At 38.6% G+C, this 21913-nt stretch carries 22 protein-coding genes; 18 read left to right on the top strand and 4 right to left on the bottom strand.

The genetic code is table 11. The features are described from left to right. Nucleotides 1-47 precede the first annotated feature (47 nt). The 14 genes from B5G11_RS13875 to B5G11_RS13810 all read left to right on the top strand — a co-directional run bounded on the left by B5G11_RS13875 (nucleotide 48) and on the right by B5G11_RS13810 (nucleotide 14958). Nucleotides 48-1307 carry an aminotransferase class I/II-fold pyridoxal phosphate-dependent enzyme gene (locus tag B5G11_RS13875; RefSeq protein ID WP_242959068.1) on the top strand — a complete coding sequence of 420 codons (1260 nt, stop codon included), beginning with the start codon at nucleotides 48-50 and terminating at the stop codon, nucleotides 1305-1307. Nucleotides 1308-1316: 9 nt separating this feature from the next. Continuing rightward, the gene (locus tag B5G11_RS13870) at nucleotides 1317-1949 is read left to right on the top strand and encodes a sugar transferase (RefSeq protein WP_087254843.1); all 633 of its coding nucleotides are present in this window, start codon (nucleotides 1317-1319) and stop codon (nucleotides 1947-1949) included. Further along, nucleotides 1949-2467 carry a GNAT family protein gene (locus B5G11_RS13865; RefSeq protein WP_087254840.1) on the top strand — a complete coding sequence of 173 codons (519 nt, stop codon included), beginning with the start codon at nucleotides 1949-1951 and terminating at the stop codon, nucleotides 2465-2467. The genes B5G11_RS13870 and B5G11_RS13865 overlap by 1 nt, the downstream gene beginning before the upstream one ends. Further along, nucleotides 2448-3380, top strand: a complete 933-nt coding sequence (locus B5G11_RS13860; RefSeq protein ID WP_087167272.1) for a pyridoxal-phosphate dependent enzyme — start codon at nucleotides 2448-2450, stop codon at nucleotides 3378-3380. Before B5G11_RS13865 ends, B5G11_RS13860 begins: the two co-directional genes overlap by 20 nt. After that, entirely contained in the window at nucleotides 3373-4356 is a 984-nt protein-coding gene (locus B5G11_RS13855) for an ATP-grasp domain-containing protein (RefSeq protein ID WP_087254837.1), read from the top strand. The genes B5G11_RS13860 and B5G11_RS13855 overlap by 8 nt, the downstream gene beginning before the upstream one ends. Before the next feature lie 355 nt (nucleotides 4357-4711). Then, entirely contained in the window at nucleotides 4712-5437 is a 726-nt protein-coding gene (locus tag B5G11_RS13850; protein ID WP_204229629.1) for a sugar-transfer associated ATP-grasp domain-containing protein, read from the top strand. A 22-nt stretch (nucleotides 5438-5459) separates the two neighbouring features. Next, on the top strand, nucleotides 5460-6563 hold the full coding sequence (locus B5G11_RS13845; protein ID WP_087254831.1) for an NAD/NADP octopine/nopaline dehydrogenase family protein: 1104 nt from the start codon (nucleotides 5460-5462) through the stop codon (nucleotides 6561-6563). A gap of 4 nt (nucleotides 6564-6567) precedes the next feature. After that, nucleotides 6568-7131 (top strand): acyltransferase, encoded by a 564-nt coding sequence (locus B5G11_RS13840; protein WP_087254828.1) that lies wholly within the window; start codon nucleotides 6568-6570, stop codon nucleotides 7129-7131. Between the two features lie 185 nt (nucleotides 7132-7316). Further along, the gene (gene istA, locus B5G11_RS13835) at nucleotides 7317-8930 is read left to right on the top strand and encodes an IS21 family transposase (RefSeq protein WP_087254825.1); all 1614 of its coding nucleotides are present in this window, start codon (nucleotides 7317-7319) and stop codon (nucleotides 8928-8930) included. Further along, entirely contained in the window at nucleotides 8920-9657 is a 738-nt protein-coding gene (locus B5G11_RS13830) for an ATP-binding protein (RefSeq protein WP_087254822.1), read from the top strand. The genes istA and B5G11_RS13830 overlap by 11 nt, the downstream gene beginning before the upstream one ends. 179 nt (nucleotides 9658-9836) lie before the next feature. Continuing rightward, the gene (locus tag B5G11_RS13825; protein WP_087254817.1) at nucleotides 9837-11021 is read left to right on the top strand and encodes a sugar-transfer associated ATP-grasp domain-containing protein; all 1185 of its coding nucleotides are present in this window, start codon (nucleotides 9837-9839) and stop codon (nucleotides 11019-11021) included. A 22-nt stretch (nucleotides 11022-11043) separates the two neighbouring features. Next, nucleotides 11044-12321 carry an O-antigen ligase family protein gene (locus tag B5G11_RS13820; protein WP_087254814.1) on the top strand — a complete coding sequence of 426 codons (1278 nt, stop codon included), beginning with the start codon at nucleotides 11044-11046 and terminating at the stop codon, nucleotides 12319-12321. Next, nucleotides 12314-13516, top strand: coding sequence for a CapA family protein (locus B5G11_RS13815; protein ID WP_087254812.1), 1203 nt, complete (start codon nucleotides 12314-12316; stop codon nucleotides 13514-13516). Before B5G11_RS13820 ends, B5G11_RS13815 begins: the two co-directional genes overlap by 8 nt. A 14-nt stretch (nucleotides 13517-13530) precedes the next feature. After that, nucleotides 13531-14958, top strand: coding sequence for an oligosaccharide flippase family protein (locus B5G11_RS13810; RefSeq protein ID WP_087254810.1), 1428 nt, complete (start codon nucleotides 13531-13533; stop codon nucleotides 14956-14958). Nucleotides 14959-15095: 137 nt separating this feature from the next. Here the strand turns inward: B5G11_RS13810 and B5G11_RS13805 are convergent, their stop codons facing one another. The 4 genes from B5G11_RS13805 to B5G11_RS13790 are packed head-to-tail and all read right to left on the bottom strand — an operon-like array spanning nucleotide 15096 to nucleotide 17219. Next, complete coding sequence (locus B5G11_RS13805) at nucleotides 15096-15305, bottom strand: DUF3791 domain-containing protein (protein ID WP_087254807.1); 210 nt, start codon at nucleotides 15303-15305, stop codon at nucleotides 15096-15098. Continuing rightward, the gene (locus B5G11_RS13800; RefSeq protein WP_087169557.1) at nucleotides 15302-15775 is read right to left on the bottom strand and encodes a DUF3990 domain-containing protein; all 474 of its coding nucleotides are present in this window, start codon (nucleotides 15773-15775) and stop codon (nucleotides 15302-15304) included. The genes B5G11_RS13805 and B5G11_RS13800 overlap by 4 nt, the downstream gene beginning before the upstream one ends. Then, nucleotides 15772-16011 (bottom strand): DUF3791 domain-containing protein, encoded by a 240-nt coding sequence (locus B5G11_RS13795; RefSeq protein ID WP_087254804.1) that lies wholly within the window; start codon nucleotides 16009-16011, stop codon nucleotides 15772-15774. The genes B5G11_RS13800 and B5G11_RS13795 overlap by 4 nt, the downstream gene beginning before the upstream one ends. A gap of 59 nt (nucleotides 16012-16070) precedes the next feature. Beyond that, the gene (locus B5G11_RS13790; RefSeq protein ID WP_087254801.1) at nucleotides 16071-17219 is read right to left on the bottom strand and encodes an Rpn family recombination-promoting nuclease/putative transposase; all 1149 of its coding nucleotides are present in this window, start codon (nucleotides 17217-17219) and stop codon (nucleotides 16071-16073) included. A 378-nt stretch (nucleotides 17220-17597) separates the two neighbouring features. Here B5G11_RS13790 and B5G11_RS13785 point away from each other — a divergent pair, with 378 nt between their 5' ends. The 4 genes from B5G11_RS13785 (at nucleotide 17598) to B5G11_RS13775 (ending at nucleotide 21838) form a co-directional block, all read left to right on the top strand. Beyond that, nucleotides 17598-19268, top strand: a complete 1671-nt coding sequence (locus tag B5G11_RS13785; RefSeq protein ID WP_158099294.1) for an SWIM zinc finger family protein — start codon at nucleotides 17598-17600, stop codon at nucleotides 19266-19268. Between the two features lie 31 nt (nucleotides 19269-19299). Beyond that, nucleotides 19300-19431 (top strand): hypothetical protein, encoded by a 132-nt coding sequence (locus B5G11_RS16905; protein ID WP_255396460.1) that lies wholly within the window; start codon nucleotides 19300-19302, stop codon nucleotides 19429-19431. A gap of 732 nt (nucleotides 19432-20163) precedes the next feature. After that, on the top strand, nucleotides 20164-20910 hold the full coding sequence (locus B5G11_RS13780; protein WP_242959067.1) for a type IV toxin-antitoxin system AbiEi family antitoxin: 747 nt from the start codon (nucleotides 20164-20166) through the stop codon (nucleotides 20908-20910). Beyond that, on the top strand, nucleotides 20897-21838 hold the full coding sequence (locus tag B5G11_RS13775) for a nucleotidyl transferase AbiEii/AbiGii toxin family protein (protein ID WP_087254794.1): 942 nt from the start codon (nucleotides 20897-20899) through the stop codon (nucleotides 21836-21838). The genes B5G11_RS13780 and B5G11_RS13775 overlap by 14 nt, the downstream gene beginning before the upstream one ends. Nucleotides 21839-21913: the final 75 nt, after the last annotated feature.

The raw sequence follows: 21913 nt of genomic DNA, 5'->3' as shown, positions 1-21913 counted from the left end.
AAAACTTCCGGGCTTTTTTTAGTGGAAAAAAAGAGGAGTGAGGGAAGATGAGTAAGAAGATGGAACCATTTTCATCAAAGGTATGGCTTTCCAGTCCGACCATGCACGGCCCGGAACTGGAGTATGTAAAAGAAGCATATGAAACCAACTGGATGTCAACCGTTGGGGAAAATATTAATGAGACAGAACGGCTTGCCTGCGAAAAAATCGGCTGTAAGTATGCGGTGGCATTATCAGCCGGAACAGCAGCACTTCATATGGCGGTGAAGCTGGCAGGGGTAAAGCCGGGAGACAAGGTGTTCTGCTCAGACATGACATTTGATGCCACGGTGAATCCGGTTGTTTATGAAGGCGGCATTCCGGTATTTATTGATACCGAGTATGACACCTGGAATATGGATCCGGTGGCTTTGGAAAAAGCATTTGAACTCTATCCGGAAGTAAAAGTTGTTGTTGTAGCACATCTTTATGGTACACCGGGAAAAATTGATGAAATCCGGGAAATCTGTGACCGACATGGCGCGGTCATCATTGAAGATGCGGCAGAATCTCTCGGAGCAACTTATAAAGGTGTCCAGACAGGAACCTTTGGAACCTATAACTGCATTTCCTTTAACGGAAACAAGATTATCACAGGATCATCTGGAGGAATGCTTCTGACAGATGAGGAAGAAGCAGCAAAGAAAGTACGGAAATGGTCCACGCAGTCCAGAGAAAACGCACCATGGTACCAGCATGAGGAACTGGGATACAACTACCGGATGAGTAACGTGATTGCAGGAGTGGTCAGAGGACAGTTCCCATATCTGGAAGAACATATCGCACAGAAGAAAGCAATTTATGAGAGATATAAAGAAGGATTCAAAGACCTTCCGGTGAAAATGAATCCATATGATGAAGAAAACAGTGAGCCGAACTTCTGGCTGAGCTGTATGATAATCGATCCGGAAGCTATGTGCAGGCAGGTACGGGGAGAACAGGAAGCACTGTATATCAGCGAGCCTGGAAAGAGCTGCCCGACAGAGATTCTGGAAACACTGGCATCCTACAATGCAGAAGGACGTCCAATCTGGAAACCGATGCACATGCAGCCAATTTACCGGATGAATGGATTTGTCACAAGAGAAGGAAATGGACGGGCAAAGACCAATGCATATATCGCAGGAGGAGCCGTAGGACAGGACGGAAGACCGCTGGATGTGGGAATGGATATTTTCCATAGAGGCCTGTGTCTGCCGAGTGATAATAAGATGACGGCGGAAGAACAGGAGAAAGTGATCGAGATTGTGAAGGGATGTTTTGAGTAGGTGTCTGGTATGAGAAGAAGAAAAGGATTTTATGAGGCGTGCATAAAGAGATCACTGGATTTTGTATGTGCGTTAGGTGGGATTATTGTGTTAAGCCCGGTATTGTTGATCACAGCAGGACTTGTAAAGCTGAAACTTGGCAGCCCGGTGATTTTCAAACAGGAGAGACCGGGGCTCTATGGAAAACCATTTTTGCTTTACAAGTTTCGTACGATGACGGATCAAAAAGACGAAGAGGGAAATCTCCTTTCTGATGATATCAGGCTGACAAAATTTGGAAAATGGCTGAGAAGCACAAGCCTGGATGAGCTTCCAGAATTATTCAATATTCTGAAGGGAGATATGAGTATTGTAGGATGTCGGCCTCTTCTGATGGAATATCTTCCATACTATACTGAGAAAGAGTTCCATCGACATGATGTCAGGCCGGGATTGACTGGACTTGCACAGGTCAATGGAAGAAATGCAATTAGCTGGGAGAAACGGTTTGCATATGATCTTTACTATGTGGATCACTGTACATTTCAGATGGATATGAAAATTCTGAAAAAAACAGTGGAAAAAGTTTTGAAAAAATCAGATATTCTTGTTGGAAGTGAAATACCTGCGGGAAGACTTGATGATGCAAGGAGAGAGAAATAATGCAGATTGTTATTAGAAAAATGAAGTGGGAGGATATTCCGCTTAAGCTAAAGTGGATCAACGATGAGCAGAATAATCAGTTTCTGCACTACGATCTTCCGCTGGAGCAGAAAAAAACAGAAGAATGGTTTGAAAAGATTAAAGACCGTACAGACAGATTTGATGGAATCATCGAAGTGGATGGAGAGCCTGTCGGATTAATCGGAATTCTTGGAATAAAAGGGAAACAGGGTGAATATTACATCACCATGGGTGAGCCGGCCTATAAAGGAAAGGGAATTGCTACAGAAGCAACACGGCAGCTTCTACATTATGCATTTACAAAATTGGGACTGGATCAGGTGTATCTGTATACAGAATGCGAAAACCTACCGGCACAAAGACTTTTCGAAAAATCAGGATTTCAGAAAAAGGGTATAGAATACGGAAAGGTTCAAAACAGAGGTAGGAATGTAGATCGTTTTTATTATGAAATCTCAAGAGAGGAGTTTGAAATCAATGGATATTTCGAACTATAAAACTCCCGTTTATCTTCTGGAGGAGAATGATAACAGAGTTTATGTAAAACGCGACGATCTTCTTCCTTTTTCTTTTGGAGGAAATAAAGCAAGAAAAGCAGCATTATTTCTACAGGATATCAGGAAACAGAAAGCAGATTATATCGTGACCTATGGAAGCGGCAGTTCCAACCATGGGAGGATTATAGCGAATATGGCTGCTTCAGAAGGGTTTCCCTGTCTGATCATCAGTCCGGAAGAAGCTTCCGAACGTACATATAACAGAAAAATGATGGAGTTTTTTGGGGCTGAGATTATCGAATGTCCGGTTACGGAGGTACACGATACGATCGAAGCAAATCTGAAGAGACTTCAGGAAGAAGGGAAACATCCTTATTTTATTATGGGTGGAGGTCATGGAAATATTGGGACAGAAGCCTATGTACGGTGTTACGAAGAGATTAAAGAATACGAAAAGCAGGAACAGATTCAGTTTGATTATATTTTTCATGCGTCCGGAACAGGAACAACACAGGCAGGACTTATTTGCGGCCAGATTTTGAATCAGGATGACAGAAAGATTATAGGAATCAGTATCGCAAGAAAAAATCCTTATGGAAGAACTGTTGTTATGGACAGTGTAAAAGAATATCTAAATGGAATTTCAAAAGAAGAGATTGAAAAGAACACCATTTTCCTGGACCAGTATACAAATTCGGGGTATGGGAAAGAAAATAAAGAGATTGAAGATACCATTGAAGAGAATCTAAGAAAATATGGAATTCCTATGGATACTACCTATACGGGGAAAGCGTTCTGGGGAATGAAAAAATATATCAGCGAACAGAAGATTACCGGTAAAAATATTTTGTTTTTACACACAGGTGGAACACCATTATTCTTTGAATATTTAAAGGGGAAACAAGATGAGTAATATATTAGTATTGAGTGTGGGTACAAGAAATAAAATCATTCAGTATTTCAAAAAGGAGTTACAGGGAAAAGGGAAAGTAATTGCAACGGATATGAGCAGACTGGCACCGGCGTTATACGAAGCCGATGCCTTTTATATTGTTCCAAGAATGACGGAACCAGGATACATTGAGAAGATTTTAGAGATATGCAGAACAGAAAAAATTCAGGGAGTACTGTCCCTGATTGATCCGGAACTTTCACTGTTAGCGGAGAATAAAGATCGATTTGCAGCAATCGGTACATGTGTTATCGGATCCGACTATGAAGTTTGCGAACGTTCTCTAAATAAATGGGAAATGTACCAATGGCTTGAAGAGCATCACTATCGCTGTGCAAAAAGCTATGTGAATAAGGAAGAGTTTTTTAAAGATATAGAGAAGGGAGAAGCAAAGTATCCAGTATTTGTTAAACCTGTCTGTGGGAGCGCATCTATTGCAATCAGTAAAGTTTATGACCGGGAAACGATTGAGCTGCTTTTCCAGCATAATGCGGGGCTGATGATTCAGGAGTATCTGGAAGGACAGGAAATTGGAGCAGACTGCTATATCGATATGATCAGTGGGAAACTGGTTTCTATTTTTACAAAAAAGAAACTGGTTATGAGAGCTGGAGAAACGGACAAGGCAGAGTCCTTTATTGATCCAAAACTGAATGAACTGCTCAGCTCGTTTGCAGAAGAAATGGGATATCGGGGACAGATTGATATTGATGTATTTGAAAAAGATGAGAATTATTACATTTCAGAAGTGAATCCGAGATTTGGAGGTGGATATCCACATGCGTATGAGTGTGGGGTCAATCATATGAAACTGATCGTAAATAATCTGGAAGGAAAAGAAAATGAAAAACAAGAGCCAGGTTATGATGAAGGAGTTTATATGATGAAATATAACGAAATATCCATATTAAACGGGGGAAGAGAAAATGAGAAGTAACTTCAGAAAAAAATGGGACGATCTGAATTTGATGATGGAGTCAAAATATCGGGAATACTCTTACAGAAAAAAGGCACGGGTACGATTGAAAAGGATGAATAATGGATTTCAGTGCGACGAAGAGTATGAACAGATCGTGGTTCCTTATTGGCAGCGGTACGGATTAAAGCCAAAGAAAATGTGGTATCAGATTTTTGCTGACCGTGATAAAAAAGTAGATCCACGGTACATACCGGATGACCTCTGGTATGGAACAATCGTACCATATTTCAGTAATACGCAGTTCCGCCGCTTCGGAGAAGATAAATGCCTTCATAACATTTGGTTTCCTGATTTAAAGAAACCGGAAACGATTATGAAAAATATTGCCGGTGTTTTTTACGATGAAAATCATGAAATTATTTCAAGAGAAGAAGCAGTGAAGAAATGCTTTTCTTATCAGAAGGAATTTTTAATTAAGCCTTCAATTGACAGTGGGGAAGGACGCTTGATTTCTTTTTTTACTCCGGGTGAGTATCAGAAAGAAGATCTTCTGCGTGCATTAAAAAAGATGGGGGCAAATTATATCGTGCAGGGGGCAGTAAAGCAGCATGAAACTCTTGCAAAATTAAATCCGTCATCTTTGAATACGATCAGGATTGTATCTTTTTTGTTTGAAGGAGAAGTTTATATCCTGTCCTCTATTTTGAGAATGGGCGCAAGTAATGCACGAGTTGATAATATTGGAGCCGGTGGATATGCCTGCCCAATTCATGAAGATGGTTCATTGAATGAATTAGGCGTTAATCGAAAAGCAGAATGGCGTTCTAAAAATCAGAATGGAATTTATTTTAAAGATATCGTGGTTCCATCCTATAAAGAAATTGTCAAAATTGTGAAAAAAGAACATAAAAAGCTTGCGCATTTTAAACTGATCGGATGGGACTTCTCAGTAGATACAGAAGGAGATCCGGTTTTTATTGAATACAATGTATGCCCGGGTTCGAACCAGATTACTTGTGGTCCGACATTTGGAGATTTGACAGAAAGAGTTCTGGAAGAAGTTTTTATAAAGAAAACTTTAAAAGACGCACAAAACTAAAGAAAGAAAAGGAGAACATAAAATGAGAGTAGCAGTAGTAGGAGCTGGAAATGGGGGCTGCGCAGTAGCAGCAGATATGGCATTTAGAGGAGTAAATGTAACATTGGTCAAAACTTCTAATGCAATGCATGACGATAATTTTGAATATCTTCAGAAAAACGATGGGAAAATGACGCTCCTGGATTTTGGAGAAAACGGTAGTATGAATCCACAGGATTTGGAAATTGTGAGAAAAGAAGGTCATATTTCCAATGTAACAAGAGATTTGGCTGTACTGACAGAAATGGATGTAATCATTGTGTACATTCAAACAAATTATCATGAAGAATTGATTCAGAGAATGGCACCATTTATTAGAGACGGTCAAATCCTGCTTATTAATCCTGGATATTTTTCGACAGCGTATGTACTGAAATATTGTGGAGATAAAGATATTTCAGTAGTAGAAGCACAAAGCTCTTTTATTGACGGACGTATCATGGAGCCAGGTATTTTTAAAGTTGGATTCAGAAATGTAAGAAATCCATTAGGGGTGTATCCGGCAAGAAATCTTTCTAGTGTTAAGGAAAAACTGGATCAATTAGGATTCCCATTCCATTATATGAACAGTGTGGTTGGGGCAGCACTTCATAATCCAAATATGATTGTTCATACTATCGGATCACTTTTAAGTATTCCTATGATTGATGCAATGGGAGATGAATTCTGTATGTATCATCGGGCATTCACGGAGCATGCATGGAATGTATTGGAAAAATTGGACTCTGAAAAGATGGATATTCTCGAAAAGATGGGATTCGAACGTCTGTCTTATGTGGAAGCATGTAAGTTCAGAAACTCTTTAGATGATGAAAAAGATGCGAAAGAAGTCTTTTTCTCCTATGCAGCAATGCCGACAAGAGCAAAGGGACCGGTAACGGTAAATTCACGTTATGTTACGGAGGATGTCCCGCAGGGATTGGTGATGTTAGAGTCACTTGGGAAAGCGCTGGATATTAAAACACCAGTTGCAACAGCACTGATTGAAATTGCAAATGCGGCATTAGGACAGGACTTCCGGAAAAATGGAAGAACACCAGAAAGATTGGGAGAAGAAAATATTAAAAAGATCTTAGAGGATAAATAGGGCGATGTTTATTAATAAAAGATATTTATTAATGCTTAAAATGTTTTTGATACGTTCACCTATGAAAAGAGCAAGATATTTAAAAGAGCATAATGTTTTCAGAAAATGCGGCGATAGAGTCATGATTACCTCAAGGAAAATTCCGTTATATTCTGAATTAATTAGTATTGGAAATAATGTTTGGGTTGCATCAGGTGTAGAATTTGTTACACATGATGTTACGCATTACATGCTGAATGGGTTGGAAAATCAAGAAAAATATCAAGAAAAAATAGGATGTATTGAAATAGGTGATAATGTTTTTATTGGGACAGGAGTCAAAATTTTGTATGATGTAAAAATAGGTAATAATGTAATTATTGCAGCTGGTGCAGTTGTAACAAAGGATATACCTGATAACTCTGTGGTAGGAGGTATACCGGCTAAAGTAATTGAAGATTTTGATTCATATAAAAAAAGTCGAAGAAAATTTCATGTAGACTATCCAGCAGACAATATGAAACAAACTATTTCAAAATCATGCGCAGATGAAATGTGGTTAAAGTTTAAAAAGTCACATAGTTCGTGAAGATAAGGCTAACTCAACCAAAGCATGTGCAGATTGCCAGCCTAAACGGCCACCTGTGCCATATTTGGCGGCCAGCCTGTGACTTAAATGGCGGTCAGCCAAGGACACATTAAGCGGCCAAAATTTCCAGTTATAATATAAGCATCTCCTGTTCAAGGGGAAATATCATAACTGGAGGTTCAATTATGGACTACAAAAGAGTATTGAGACTTCACTTTGTGAACCATCTCAGCGGTCGCGAGATTGCCGAAAGCTGCGGTGACTGCAGCAAAACAACCGTCAACGAGTTCCTGAAGCGTTTCAGAGAGAATCCGGAACTCTCATACCCTTTACCGGCAGATGTCACGAATGAATACATTGAGAGTATTCTCTATAAAAAGCCTGGTGTATCAGCGAACCAGCTTCTCTATCGGGATTTTAACAAGGAAGCTGTTTACAAGGCTCTGGCCCGCAAAGGAGAGACCCTGAAGCATCTGTGGCAGAAATACAATGCCGTAGGTGTCGTAGATGGAAAGAAGCCAATGAGCTATCGCCAGTACTGCAGGCGTTACAGCGAATGGGCTGATTCCAAACAGCTGACCTTCCACATCCAGCGTTATCCCGGTGTCAATCTCGAGCTGGACTATGCGGGGAAGCAGCTCTATCTGCATAACCGCCGGAACCCGGATGAGACCACAAAGGTCACGATCTTTATCGCTGCCCTCACCTACAGTGATTATTTTTACGCTGAGGGAATGACCGAATGCGATATCCGGAACTGGATCCGGGTCAACAATAATGCTCTGTCCTATTTTGGCGGCGTGACGCCGACGATCACCCCGGATAATTGCAAAGTAGCAGTTGCCCGGAACAAAGACTGGATCAGCCCTGTCCTGAATAAAGATTTCCAGGCATGGGCAGAACATAACAATACGGTTTTAACCCCTGCCAAAGTGAAATCCCCCCGCTGGAAACCAGTTGTGGAAGGCCACGTAAAGATCATTACCATGCACATCCTCATGGATATGGAAGACATGGTCTTTTATTCCCTGGATGATTTAAACCGTGTCCTGATGGAAAAGGTGGATGCCGAGAACCGGAAGCCTTTTGAGGGGCTCACCTATTCCCGGTACGATCTCTTTACAACAGAAGAGAAGGAGACTCTCCTGCCTCTTCCGCCCAGCCGTTTTGAATATCTTGAACGAAAGACTGTTAAAGTAGCACAAGATTTCTCCTTCACCTTCGACAAAGTCCATTATAGCATGCCCCGGAAATATCTACGACAGGAACTTGAGATCCGGGCAGGGGAAAAAGAAATCTATGTCTATAACAAACACGGCGACTTCATCCGGACGCATAAGCGGAGCTACACACCGAAAGACTGGGTGATCATCCCCTCGGATATGCCTGCCGAATACAAAGACTATGGCTATTGGACGGTGCCCTATTTTCAGCAGAAAGCATCTGCTATCGGACCCAGCACCCGTGCTTTGATCGATGCAGTCATTCGAAAATACGCTTATCCGGTGCAGTCATTCCGAAGCTGCTTTGGTATTCTGCGATATGCGGAGAAGTACTCCCCGGAAGCCCTGGAACGTTGCTGTAAAGACGCCGTTTTAGCTGGGAGATGCAACTATTCCTATATCTGTAACACAATCTCAACTTACTATAAGGAGCCAGCACAGAGTACGGTACCACAGAGCAAAACCAAGGAAGAGGCTGCAGCAGCCGTGTCCGGCACTTACAAAGATGACGACAGCAAGTATTCCCTTAAGAACCTGCTGAAGCGTCAGGAAACGGAGGCCGGCCATGAAGAGTGAAACCAACGATATCTATGAGATGTTGGACACACTATCCCTGCCGGTAGCCGCCCAGCGTTTCGCAGAACTGTCTAAAAGCCCTGAATTCGGCAGCTATACCGCTTTGCAGTTTATCCGTGAGGTTCTGGAACCTCAGTACATAGAAACACTCAACAACAGGTTTGAAACAAATCTGCGGCTCAGCAGCCTGATCAATAAAGGTGCTTTGGCCGAGAATCTGAAAACCGGCAACGGACGCATCTACAATGATGCCACCGTTGATCAGATCCTGAAATTTCATTTCGCTGAGAGCCGGCAGAACGTCGGGATCTATGGAGTCACCGGTGCCGGCAAGTCTTATTTCCTGTCTGCCTGTTGTGTGGAAGCATGCAGACGTAATTACCGTTGTAAGTTCGTAGACTATAGTGACCTGCTGGACGAACTGATTGTCCTCAACCGCCAGGAAGACCTGAACAAGTATCGTAAGAGGATCAGATACTATGCACGGATCCAGCTGCTGTTCATTGATGATTTTGCCATAAGCAGGTATTCAGAAGAAGGGATCAAGATTCTGTATCATCTCATAAAACTTCGGGATGACCTTGGCACCTCCACACTCTTCAGCTGTCAGTATTCTCCAGATGAGTGGGGAAATCAGCTGAGTGACGAGAAGGAGTGTTACGGTAAGCTTGACGGAATCCGGCGAAGGCTGACGACAGGATTTACCGTACTGATTGAGAAGGCATAGCCTTCTGTGACAACAACGATCAATACTGATCAGCAGGGCGGAGCCCCTCTTGCCCTGCCGATCTCTAAAGCCGACCGCTTAATATGGCCCTGACTGGCCGGGAAATGCGGCCCTGCTGGCCGCAGAAAGTGGCTGTTTGCAGCATGGTATAAAAATATTATGTGAAAGGAAATGTTAGGATGATAAATTTGAAAATAATCAATAAAGCGAAAAGTCACCCTGCAATAAAGTTAATAAGAAAGAAAAAATGGAAGAATTATGCCAATAAATTTCTCTTATCTGCTAATGAACTGAAAAAAATAGAACAAAATGAGAAAAACAAAAAGGAGATATTGCAAAATCATATGAAGAATATACCCGATGAAGCTGAGAAAATAAAAAAGGAAATCAAGCTGGCTCTTGATACATTGGGGATTCAAGATAATTATAATAAAATTGCACAAGATATTCTTCTTTGGAACTTTGCATATGGTTTTTCGGTTAATGAGTATTTATGCTATGATTTTATGAATAAATCTGATAAAGAAAGACATATGTATATCTCAGATCGTGAAATTGTTAACTTTGGGTATGAAGTAAATGATTTAGACAAAATGAATTTGTTTTCTGACAAAATGTTAACTTATAAAATGTATAAAAGGTATTTTGGAAGAGAAGTTATTTGTATTAATGACGCAAAAGATTACCCAGTGTTCCAAAAGTTTATAAAAACGCATCCACAATTTGTTAAGAAAGAAGCAAGGGAATCTTGCGGAAGAAGTGTTGAGTTGGTTGATATTACTAGAGAAGTAGGTAGTGAATTTGATCTTTTTAAATTTTTTATATCAAAAGGAAAAACCATACTAGAGGAACCGATTACTCAAAATTATAAAATGTCTATTTTGAATAAATCTAGTGTAAATACGATAAGATGTATAACTTTAGCAGGAAGAAAAGGAATAAAGGTAGCATTCTGTTTTGCTAAAATTGGTAGAGAAGGAGAATTTGTGGATAATGGAGCTGCCGGAGGAATTCTTGTAGGAATCGATGTCAATTCAGGAGCTTTTGCTACGGATGGTATTGATGAATTAGGAAGAAGATATGAAGTACATCCAGATTCTGGTATAAAGCTTAAAGGATTTTGTCTACCAGAGTGGGAAAAAATGAAAATAATGTGTAGTAAACTCGCTGCAAAGATACCGGAAGTGAAATTTATTGGATGGGATATGGCATATTCTGAGAATGGATGGGTAGTAGTTGAAGGAAACGGACTGAGTGAAGCGATTGGAATGCAAAGTACATTTGCAAAGGGAATCAGAAGTGATATAGAAAAATACTTAACTACTTATAATATTTCTGAAAATCAAGTTTTTCGATATATGTAATAAGTTTAAGAGGGGAATAATTATGCTACGAGTAAAACTAGGAAATCATGATCTAATAAAAAAGAGATCCGTTGGAGCATGGATATTATTATTGTGGCTCTTAAATGACATTATATTAAGCATATCTCGATTTTTACTAACACGGATAAATATTTATGGATTCATTAGAAACTCTATATTATTACTTCTAACAATGATTCCAATTGCTTTTTTCTCGATTTACATGAAGCAAATAGGACAAAGAAAATATCGATTTTTTTGGGGAATATATTTTGTTATTATTTTAGCCTATTTTTTTACATATTTGATTAATCCAGATATAGCGTATTTTTATGAACGTGAGGATTATGGATTACAAAGAGTGTTTCGACCGGACGGAGCTATTTATGCACTCCTTTTTTTTAGTTTATGCGATAATACAAAGGAACTTTATGATATAGTAAAAAAATATGCATATATCGATTTTGGTTATTTATTAGTATTCCAATTTTTGCCAGCATATATGGGCGGAGGATGGGCCGATATTGGTTCGAATGGAACTATGGTTGTAAGGCAGTATAGCCTTTCTTTTGGATACGCAATGTTACTTCCTGTAATTGTTTTTTTATATTTATATATCAAACATAAAAAAATATATTATTTGATATTCAGTTTTGTAGGAGGTGTTTTGATATTTACTAATGGATCAAGAGGAGCACTTCTTATGTTGGCATTATTCATCGGCTTAATGATGATAAGTAATATAGTTGAGAGCCCTAAAGCATCATATAAAATTCTAAAAATAGGAAGTATCATAGTTTTAATATTAATCCTCTTTGTGTTTGGGGAGACGCTATTAAGGAGTTTTGTAAATTTTGCTCAAGATCTGGGAATTCAATCTAGGACACTCGACTTATTGTTAAGTGGGGACATTTCAAGTGATACAGGAAGAGATGTAATATGGGCAGCTGTAATTGATGCTATAAAAAACGGTGGGATTTTTGGACATGGGGTATTCGGAGAACGTCCATATGTATTTCCAATACATTATGCAGCATATTCGCATAATATTGTACTTGAATTAGTTTGTAGTTTTGGAATTATTGGTGTTGGAGTGTGCATATTTTTGATAGTTGGAACATTACGGATGATTTTTTTCTGCAAAGACACACAAATGAGAGAAATATTTATTATATTTTTTTCAGTTGCATCTCAGTTATTTCTTTCACTTTCATTTTGGTATGTATGGGAATTTTGGGCGGCAATTGCAATAGCGCATAGATATTTTCAAACAGAAAGGAAACGAAAATTGAATGGATAATATAAAAATAACATACCTTGGCGATTTGACATGCGATAAACCGTTATTGCGTGCGTCTGAAAAGAATGGGTATGATTTTACGCCAGTATTTAGTAAAGTAAAAAAAAAATTTAAAAACTCCGATTTAGTAGTAGCTAATTTTGAAACAGTTTGTGCTGGATTAGAAAGCCAAAATACGAAAGCACTAATGAGATATAATACCCCGGATTCTTTTGTTGAAGCTATTGCTGATGCAAATATAAAACTGGTATCTACGGCTAATAATCATTGTCTTGATCAAGGAATAGGGGGATTAAAGAGAACTATAGATATTCTCGACAAGTTTCAAGTTAAGCATACAGGGACATATAGAAATCAAGAAGAGCGTAATCAAATATGTACTGTGCAGGTGAAAGAAAAAAAGATCAGTTTTCTATCATATACATATAGTACAAATGAAACAAATACGGGGATAGTACTTGATGAGACAAATGATTTTCACGTTGGATTATTAAAAAAACAAGCTACGGTTTCTTCTGATAATAGTCATGTAAAAAATTTATTACTCAAAATTATTGGGGACAAGCAGCGACGTATAATAAAAAAGGTAATATTTAAAACGATGCTTGCCATTGGTGTACCATATATGCATGCATATGTGGATCAAATCCGTGAAGGAGATAGGGAGAATATTTATTTAGAAAGTGTGAAAAAAGATATTGCTGAGGCAAAGAAGATTTCAGATTTTGTAGTACTTTTGGTTCATGCAGGAGGACAGTTTAATCCTGAACCAGGGACATATTGTGAATTCTTGATGGATACTTTAACTAGATTCGGAGCGGATGCGGTAATAGAGAATCATCCTCATGTTGTACAGGAAATTAAAGAAACCAATAAAAAGTTAACTGCCTATTCATTAGGAAGCTTTAACTTATCTCCTAGTGCCGACTACATAATACATGAGCCATTGCCAGAATACTCTATAGCATTGCATCAATATATATTAAATGATACGGTAAAATATACATTTTCAATTTTAAAAAATATAGAAGATAAAGATGGAAATATTGTAGTCTGGTCAATAGAGGATTTGTATGAAAAATGTAGTGAGAAGGAAAGAAAAATTTTATGGAAAGAAAGTAGTACAATATTTGAAAGAGTTACAGGTGAAACAACTAAAAAATTTTCGATAAGAGAAGAATATGACGTAATATAGAAGGTTTTGAAATAATGGTTAATACAAATAATGATAAAAAAACAGTTACTACAGGCGTAGTTTTAAAATCAGGAATATGGTATACAGTAAGTAATTTTGCCTTTCGAGCGATTGCTTTTATAACAACTCCTATTTTTTCCAGAGTGCTATCTCAGTCAGAATATGGCGAGTATAATAATATTAACAGCTGGGTTTCAATATTAGTTGTATTAGCAGCCTGTGATTTACACTCGTCAATTATTAGAGCAAAACTTGATTTTGAGGAAGATTTGGAAAGCTACTCTTTTTCTGTATTGACATTATCCTCTATTATTACAGCACTTTTCTATTTAGTGTTTGTATTAAATGGCAGTTTATTGGAACAGTGGCTGGGAATTGATAAAAAGTACTTTCATATTATATTTTTATATATTCTATTTAATGAAGCATTTTATACATTTATTACATTGGAGAGAGCCCACTATCGATATAAATCTTTTTCTCTTTTAACGGGGATTTCAATTGTTGTAACAAGTTTGTTTTCCGTGTTTCTTGTTTTAGTTTTAGATAATAAATTAGATGCACGAGTATACGGACAATATATTCCCGTTATTGTTATTGGTATTTTTATGTATTTACTTATTATGCATAGAGGGAAACATGTGCGTCTCCAATATTATAAATACGCTATTGTATTGAGCCTGCCACTAGTTCCTCATCAATTATCTTTAATTCTTCTAAGTTCCTCAGATAGAATTATGATTACAAAACTTTCAGGAGCAGAATATACAGCATTATACAGCATAGCTTATATCATAACTAATATTATCGCTATTTTATTAGATTCAATGAATAAGGCTTGGGCACCATGGCTTTTAGATTCTCTAAAAGCAAAACAGTTCAAAACAATAAAGAAAACGACAACAATTTATTTTATGCTCTTTGTCGTTCTAATAATTGGGGCACTCTTTTTTGCACCGGAAGCGATTATGATACTTGGAGGAAAGAACTATATAGAGGCGGTATATGTATTGCCACCATTAATTGTAGGATGTCTGTTTCAGTTTACATATACCATGTATGTACAGTTGGAATTTTATGAGAAAAAAATGAAAACAGTTGCGATAGGAACGGCCATAGCAGCGGTAATTAACATCGTATTAAATTATTTATTGATTCCAATATTTGGATACGTAGCAGCTGGATATACAACCCTGATAGGATATGGTGTTTTATTTATAATTCATTATATTACAATATGTAGATATGGATACAAAAATATATTTGACCGTAAGATTATTTTTTCAGTTTTATTAATTGCTATTGCAGTAACACCTTTAGTTGAAATCCTATATTCACATAATTCTATAAGGTATGTTTTGGGTGGATTATATCTTCTGTTAATTGCAGGAGGGGCAATTAAGTATGGAAAAAACATTATTAGTTTGCTAAAGAAAAAATAAATTTATTACAAGATCCTGTAACATTTCACATATCCTGCAATACGTGAAATGTACGGGATCTTTTTTGGGCGTCTTTCTGCCGCTCCAAAACTTCTTGGTAATATGGTGATAGTGTCAAGATTGCCACCAATACCATGTCATTTTTCTTTATACTCAGAAACAAGTTCTTCTGCCAGATACTCGTCACTCATACAGTGCAGATCAGATACACCTTCGCTGATTAAGCGGTAAATCTTTGAGTGGTAAAAAAAGCATAGCGCATCATCCAAAGAAAGTTGTTCTTTTTCAGCAAAACACTCGATAATTCGAGTGTATTTTTTTTGCAGTAAAATAGGATTCGCCGTCAAATTTGTTCACTCCCTTCAAAGTACAAATAAGATTCCAGAGCTTTCTGTGTCCGGAAACAAAGCTGCAAGTTAGGTTTTTCGAAACGTAATCTCCGTATCGCTTCTTCTTTATCAATCAGATGATCGAAGAAAAGCTCAATGGTATTGAAGACTTTATCATTTGCAACACCGCCAATAACAATATCATAATCAGTGGCATCCTTTCCGCTTCTGCAAGTAAGGATGAAATCGAGCCATTTTTCGGAGTACGAATCAAATTTCAGAATTTTTAGTTCTTGATATGCCTTTTCATCGAATTCATATCGAGAAACGATTCCGTTTTTTCCACGTCGTTTGAATTTCTCACACCATTTTACGGCCTGTTCGTAAATAGGAGTCAGATAAAAACCGCATCCAAAATCAACATTCTTTCTGGAATGCTCTAAATCCGGAGATTTAATTTCCAGATAGGAACCGTGATATAAAATCATACTTTAATACCCCTTTCTCGCATTAAGCTGATAATATCATCAACAATGTAGTCTTTGCTCTGTGTATGCAGTATTTCATATTCTGGTATGATGTAGCCGGACAGGATATTGCTTTCTTCGGTTAGCATTTTATATATTTCTTCAGCGTTTTTTTCAAGCCTGATTGCAATGTTTTCAATACAAAAAACAGCAAATTCCAGCTGGTTTGTATTCGTAATCTTCACCTCTTCTAACATGGCGCTACCCTCCATGATTCATATTAAAAATGGGAACTATCATCGTCTGATCCCGATGTCTATTTTCCCTTCAAAAACTTCTCGACAAATTCATCCACTGATTCCACCTTGGCGGCACCCTTATTCCAGATTTTCAGGGTATCCAGATCCTTTTCAGATAGAATCTTTTCCCTAATCTCAGAAGAGACCGGTCCCAGATCTTCCAGCACATCTAAAATGGACTCCGATCTTCCAGCCAGTAATCCAGCCGCCCGTCCTTCGGCTAATCCAGTAGCATGTCCCTCCGCAAGGCCCTCCGCAAGGCCTTCGGCCATTCCAAGCTCACGTGCTTTCTTTCGTTCAGCCTGTACGTCATATGCTTCAAAATTTTCAAACAACATCGTAAAATCCCTCCGCTCAATCTGATCCGTGAACTCACCGATTTCGTCCTGCGGAACATTCAGGCGATGCAGAAACGCCGCAATAATTTTGGAAATCAGCTTTAAGAGTGATTCTGGAGAATTCCGGCTTATGTTGTCCAGATATTCTTCCGGAATTTCTTTCAGCTTATGAAATTCGGCAGAGCTGCGCAGTTTATCAATCAGCATGATCAAAGACAGTTCGTCCTGCTTGTCAATGAGCTCTTGATTTGAGAACTCGGAAAGAGGAACGACAATGTACTGAAAGCTTGGAATATGTATTCCAAGGAGATCGGAGAGAGCGGTCCGATCCTTAAAATCAAGAGAAGCCGTCCAGCGTTCTGTTCCATCATAAAATACAATGGGCAGTACAGGCGGATATCGGAACGCTTTGGTGGATGTGATGCCCTCATGGATCTTTTCCATTTCAGACGCATAATCCGTCAAAATGTAGACGATATAGCGCAGAATGCGAAAAGACATATCAAAATCTACTTTCGTTTGATGTTCAATCAGGGCAATCACATACAGTGTATCGATATCCGAATTGCCTTTCAGATGAATTTTTTTGACGGAATCAGAGTCACGCGCCTCCTGCAAGAGGGGAAGAAATTGCTCTGTGATATCTTCAATATCTTCCGGCTGTACATCTTTCAGCAATTCAATATCCGTGTAACCTCTTAGAAACTGGGCGCAGAGAACAGGATCTCTGAAAATCAGTTTTGCGCCACTGTCCTTGATCTTGGTGTTTTTTACTGCGTCACGTGAAGTCGTTTTTTTAGTAGTCTTTGTTCTGTCTGTTTTTTGCATAAAAGCACTCCTTTCGAATAGAAAGAGACCTGAAAAACAGACAGGAATCTTAAGAATATTGTAGCAATGGACTGTGGGAAATTCAACATTTTCCAGACAGTTCTTCAGAATCTCCTATAATAAATAAACAATGAAATCGGTTGGCCGAACGGCCGGATTATTCCATCTAGGCAGAAGAGAAAACTTCCACGAATAAATGTGAGGATAGTATAGGACATCTGAAAGAAAAATGCAAGAGAAACCCGGCATTTTATGAAATAATTCCTTGACAATTTTTTTCAAATACTTTTGACATACCCTGCAATGTGTTACACTTACAGAAGACAGATGTATGTTAGATACCGATATCAGGCAAGTGGAGAAACGAGGAGAATGTATATGAATTGGGAAAGTCTGTTCAGAGCCCGGATTTTAGAGAGAGGCTATGATTATTATTTGTGCAATGCAGTAAAAAATATGGAGGTAACAGAAGACAGTATTACCGCGGATGTGCTTGGTACAGAAAATTATCAGGTGGAGATCACTCTGGAAGAGGGGGAAATACTGGATATGTACTGTTCCTGTCCATATGCGGAAGATGGAAAGAACTGCAAACATATGGCGGCTGTTTTATACGAGTGGACGGAAGGTGACGATCAGGGAATATATCCGGACAGAGAAGAACTGACGACGAAAAAGTCCGGGGCAAAAGAAGAAATACGAAAATTGATTCAGGAGACAGAGCCGGAGATTGTGGAAGAATTTTTAGCGGATCTGTTGATGCAGGATGAACAGCTGATGTTGCGGTTTAAAAGGACTGCGGGGAAAAATCTGTCGGAAGAGGATATAGAACGGTATTTTCATCAGGTGGATGAGATTACCTGGCGGTATCAGGGAAGAGATGGATTCATTAATTACTATGAAGCCGACGGATTTATCCTGGAATTGCAACAGATTCTGATGAATGATGTCAGAACTATGATCAATCAGAAGAATTATAAGTGTGCATTTCGGCTGATGAATTATATATTTGAAACGATCGGTGAGGTGGATATGGATGATTCTGACGGCGGGACGGGAATGCTGGCAGATGAGATCTATAATGATTGGAGGGAACTTCTGGATTACGTCGATGAAAAAGAAAAACATGAAATGTTTGACTGGTTTTCCGTTCATTTAAATGGATCTGTTATTGACTATCTGGAAGAATATATCTATCAAATTGTTTTGAATGAATTTCCGGAGAAAGAATACCAGCCTCTGAAGCTGAAATTCATAGAAAAGAAAATCAAAAATGCCGCTTCCAAAGAGAAGTCGTGGAGCAGAGATTATGAATTAGGACGGTGGGTGGTTCCTTATCTGGATTTGTTGAAAAAGCAAAAGGACGGAGAAGAAAAGAGAGAATCATTCTTCTGGCAGTACTGGGATAATTCTTCTGTGAGACGTTACTATATCGATCAGTGCATGAAGAAGAGAGACTATGAGAAGGCACTTGAGGCGCTGGATGATAGTATTTATTTCGATCAGAGCTATCGGGGACTGGTCATTGAGTATGAACAGATGAAAAAGAATATTTATCAAATTCAGGACAGAAATCAGGAGTATGAAGCGCAGCTTTGGAAGCTGGAAACAGAAGTTATTCCGGGAAGCCTGGAAACATTTAAAGAGTTAAAGAAGTTGTATTCCAAAGAGGAATGGATTTCAAGAAGGGAAGAAATATTTCAAAAACTTCCGCCTCGATCTAATATAGAAAAACTGTATAAGGAAGAAAAACTCTATGACCGGCTTTTGAATTGCGTGGTGAACAGTCACGGGATGTTTGTGCTGCAGGAATACGGGGAAATTCTTCAGAAAGAATATCCGGAGGAGATTCTGCAGAAGTATCGCACAGAAGTAGAGAAAATGGCAGTACACACGAGTGACCGGAAAACATATCAATATCTTGTAAGTCTGCTCCGTACTATGAAAAAAATAAAAGGCGGCTCTAAGCTGGTGGAGGAGATTGTCCGGGATTGGAGACAGCGTTACAGAAACAGACGGGCAATGCTGGATGAACTGAACCGGCTTTAGATATATGTGATTGGCAGGAGGAAAAGCGAAAATGAAAGTGAAATTGGATGAAGTGATAGAGGCTCTTGAGTTTTCCGGTATGGATAACGGATATGACTATAGTACAGCAACAGAAGAAATTTTACTGATCTATGATGGCATGGTGAATGGAGAGTATTGTTAATGCTCTCCTCGGCTGTCATGATCTCGCTCTGTCATGCAAGCAGAGCAGCATAATGCTAAACTATGAAGTCAAAAACAACTGAGCGCAGAGGACAGGATCTCTGAAAATCAGTTTTGCCCGCTGTCCTTGATCCTGGTGTTTTTAACTGCGTCACGTGAAGTCGTATTTTTAGTAGTCTCTGTTCTGTCTGTTTTTTATTAATAGCACTCCTTTCGAATGGAAGGAGACCTGAAAAACAGACAGGAATCTTAAGAATATTGTAGCAATGGGCCGGGAGAAATTCAACATTCTCCAGACAGTTCTTCACTTTATTGAAGTTTCTATGTTGTTTATAAGAAATGCTTTTGACATATCGTGTAAAGTGCTACACCTACAGAAAACAGAGGTGCAACAAAATGAGACAAGCTGAAAAGGGGGATGGATTAATCTGGATTTTGGAAAAAGAATATAAGTAGAAGAATTAGGCCTATTGTGGGATGCACTGCCTCGATAGACCTGTTTTTTATTGGTATGAAACTGATTTTGAATGAGAATACTATGTTTAAGACAACAAAAAAGTTTGAATTTAATTCATAATAGCTCTTTGATAAACCAAAATGACAAAAATATAAACTTGACAAATAACAGGCACGGGAGTATCATCAGTTTAAAAGAATAACAAAATGGCTTATGGAAAAGCTAAACTGATGAGAAAATGAACGGAGATGGAACATGAACCTATATTTCGAATTGTTGAAAAAACCAGTCTTTAATATGGAGGATGTAAATGAATTTTACAATAATATGGATAGTGCACGTTCTGCGATTAAACGATTGATGAAAGATGGTATGGTGGCCAAGATTCGTAATAATATGTACACCTGCATTAGCGGAGAGACCGGTGCGCCGGTTGCAAATCGTTTTCAGATAGCTAGCCATATCACACCGACATCCTATGTGTCCCACCATACAGCTATGGAGTATTATGGAATTACAGATCAGGTCTATTATGATGTATATGTATCTTCCGAGACTAGCTTCCGTGATTTTACATTTGATGGCTATACCTACTGTTTTGTAGCGTCAAAAAATTCAGAAGGAATCGAGAAGTCTCCTTATAGCGGAGGCGTTGCAGTAACTAATTTGGAGCGTACCATTGTTGACAGCATCAAAGATATGGATAAGATTTCTGGTATTGAAGAAGTGGTGCAGAATATAGAGAGTGTACACAGAATGCAGGAAAAAAGATTGCTCAAGTATATGGAGCTTTACCAAAATCAATTTTTGTATCAGAAGATGGGATATTTATTATGGCAGCACAAGGAACAAATGGGACTGTCTGATCTGTTCTTTGAAAAATGCAAGAAACAAATTGGAAAAAGTAAGCGTTATCTTACACGCGACCAGGAGGGAGGTTGTTATGATGATACATGGAAATTGGTTGTTCCGTATGATTTACAAAATATGAAGAATGGGGTGGTGATGGATGCCGATATATAATAAAGTAGAAATTGGACGTGTTGCACAACAGCAGGGATTCGTGAGAGATACCTTTGAAAAAGTTTTACGCCTGAAGGAAATTTTGCGGTATCTGAATGAAGAAGAATATCTAAAAGAACATTTGCTTTTAAAAGGCGGAACAGCCATCAATTTGACAGTGTTCAATCTTCCACGTTTGTCTGTGGATATTGATTTGGATTACACACCAAACGATACGAAAGTGGACATGTTAGAGGCCAGGGAGAAGATTACTACTCTTATTAAGGACTATATGGAGGCAGAAGGGTATCAGCTTTCCCAAGGTTCCCGCCTTACGCACAGTTTGGATGCTTTCTATTACCAATATCAAAATGCCGGTGGCAACAGAGATATGATAAAGATAGAGTTGAATTACTCTTTACGTGCTCATATTTTGGAACCAGTACATAGAAAAATTCTTCCGGAAGTGTTTGATGATGACTTGATGATTCGCATGGTAGCTCCTATGGAGATTTTTGCAGCGAAAGGAAATGCTCTGATTAGTAGAGCCGCAGCAAGAGACTTGTACGATTGGGGAAATCTGATAGCTAAAAATTTGTTTGTTGATGAAAGAGACATATTCCGTAAGTGCTTTGCATTCTATGCAACAATTTCAGCAGAGACAGTGAATCGTGATTTTGATACATCAGCCATTGATTCCTTGAAGTTTGGTAAGATACGAAGAGATTTGTTCCCGGTACTGAGCAGGAAAGATAATTTTATGCTTGATGAAAGAAAGCAGAAGGCAAAAGATTATATTACAGATCTGATGCAGCTGACAGATCAAGAGCAGGAATACATGGACCGATTTATTGCCAAAGAGTATGTTCCGGAATTGTTATTTGATGATGAAGAAATCGTGGAAAGAATTAAGGAACATCCGATGGCACTTTGGAAATGCCAACAATAACATATTGGCATATCGAAAATAGACAGCAAAAGTCAACTGTACCAGTGTAAACATACAGCCTCCAACAATCAAGAG

Source organism: Drancourtella sp. An57 (assembly GCF_002161525.1).
Taxonomy (GTDB): domain Bacteria; phylum Bacillota; class Clostridia; order Lachnospirales; family Lachnospiraceae; genus Sellimonas; species Sellimonas catena.
This window is presented reverse-complemented; position numbering and strand designations above follow the sequence as displayed.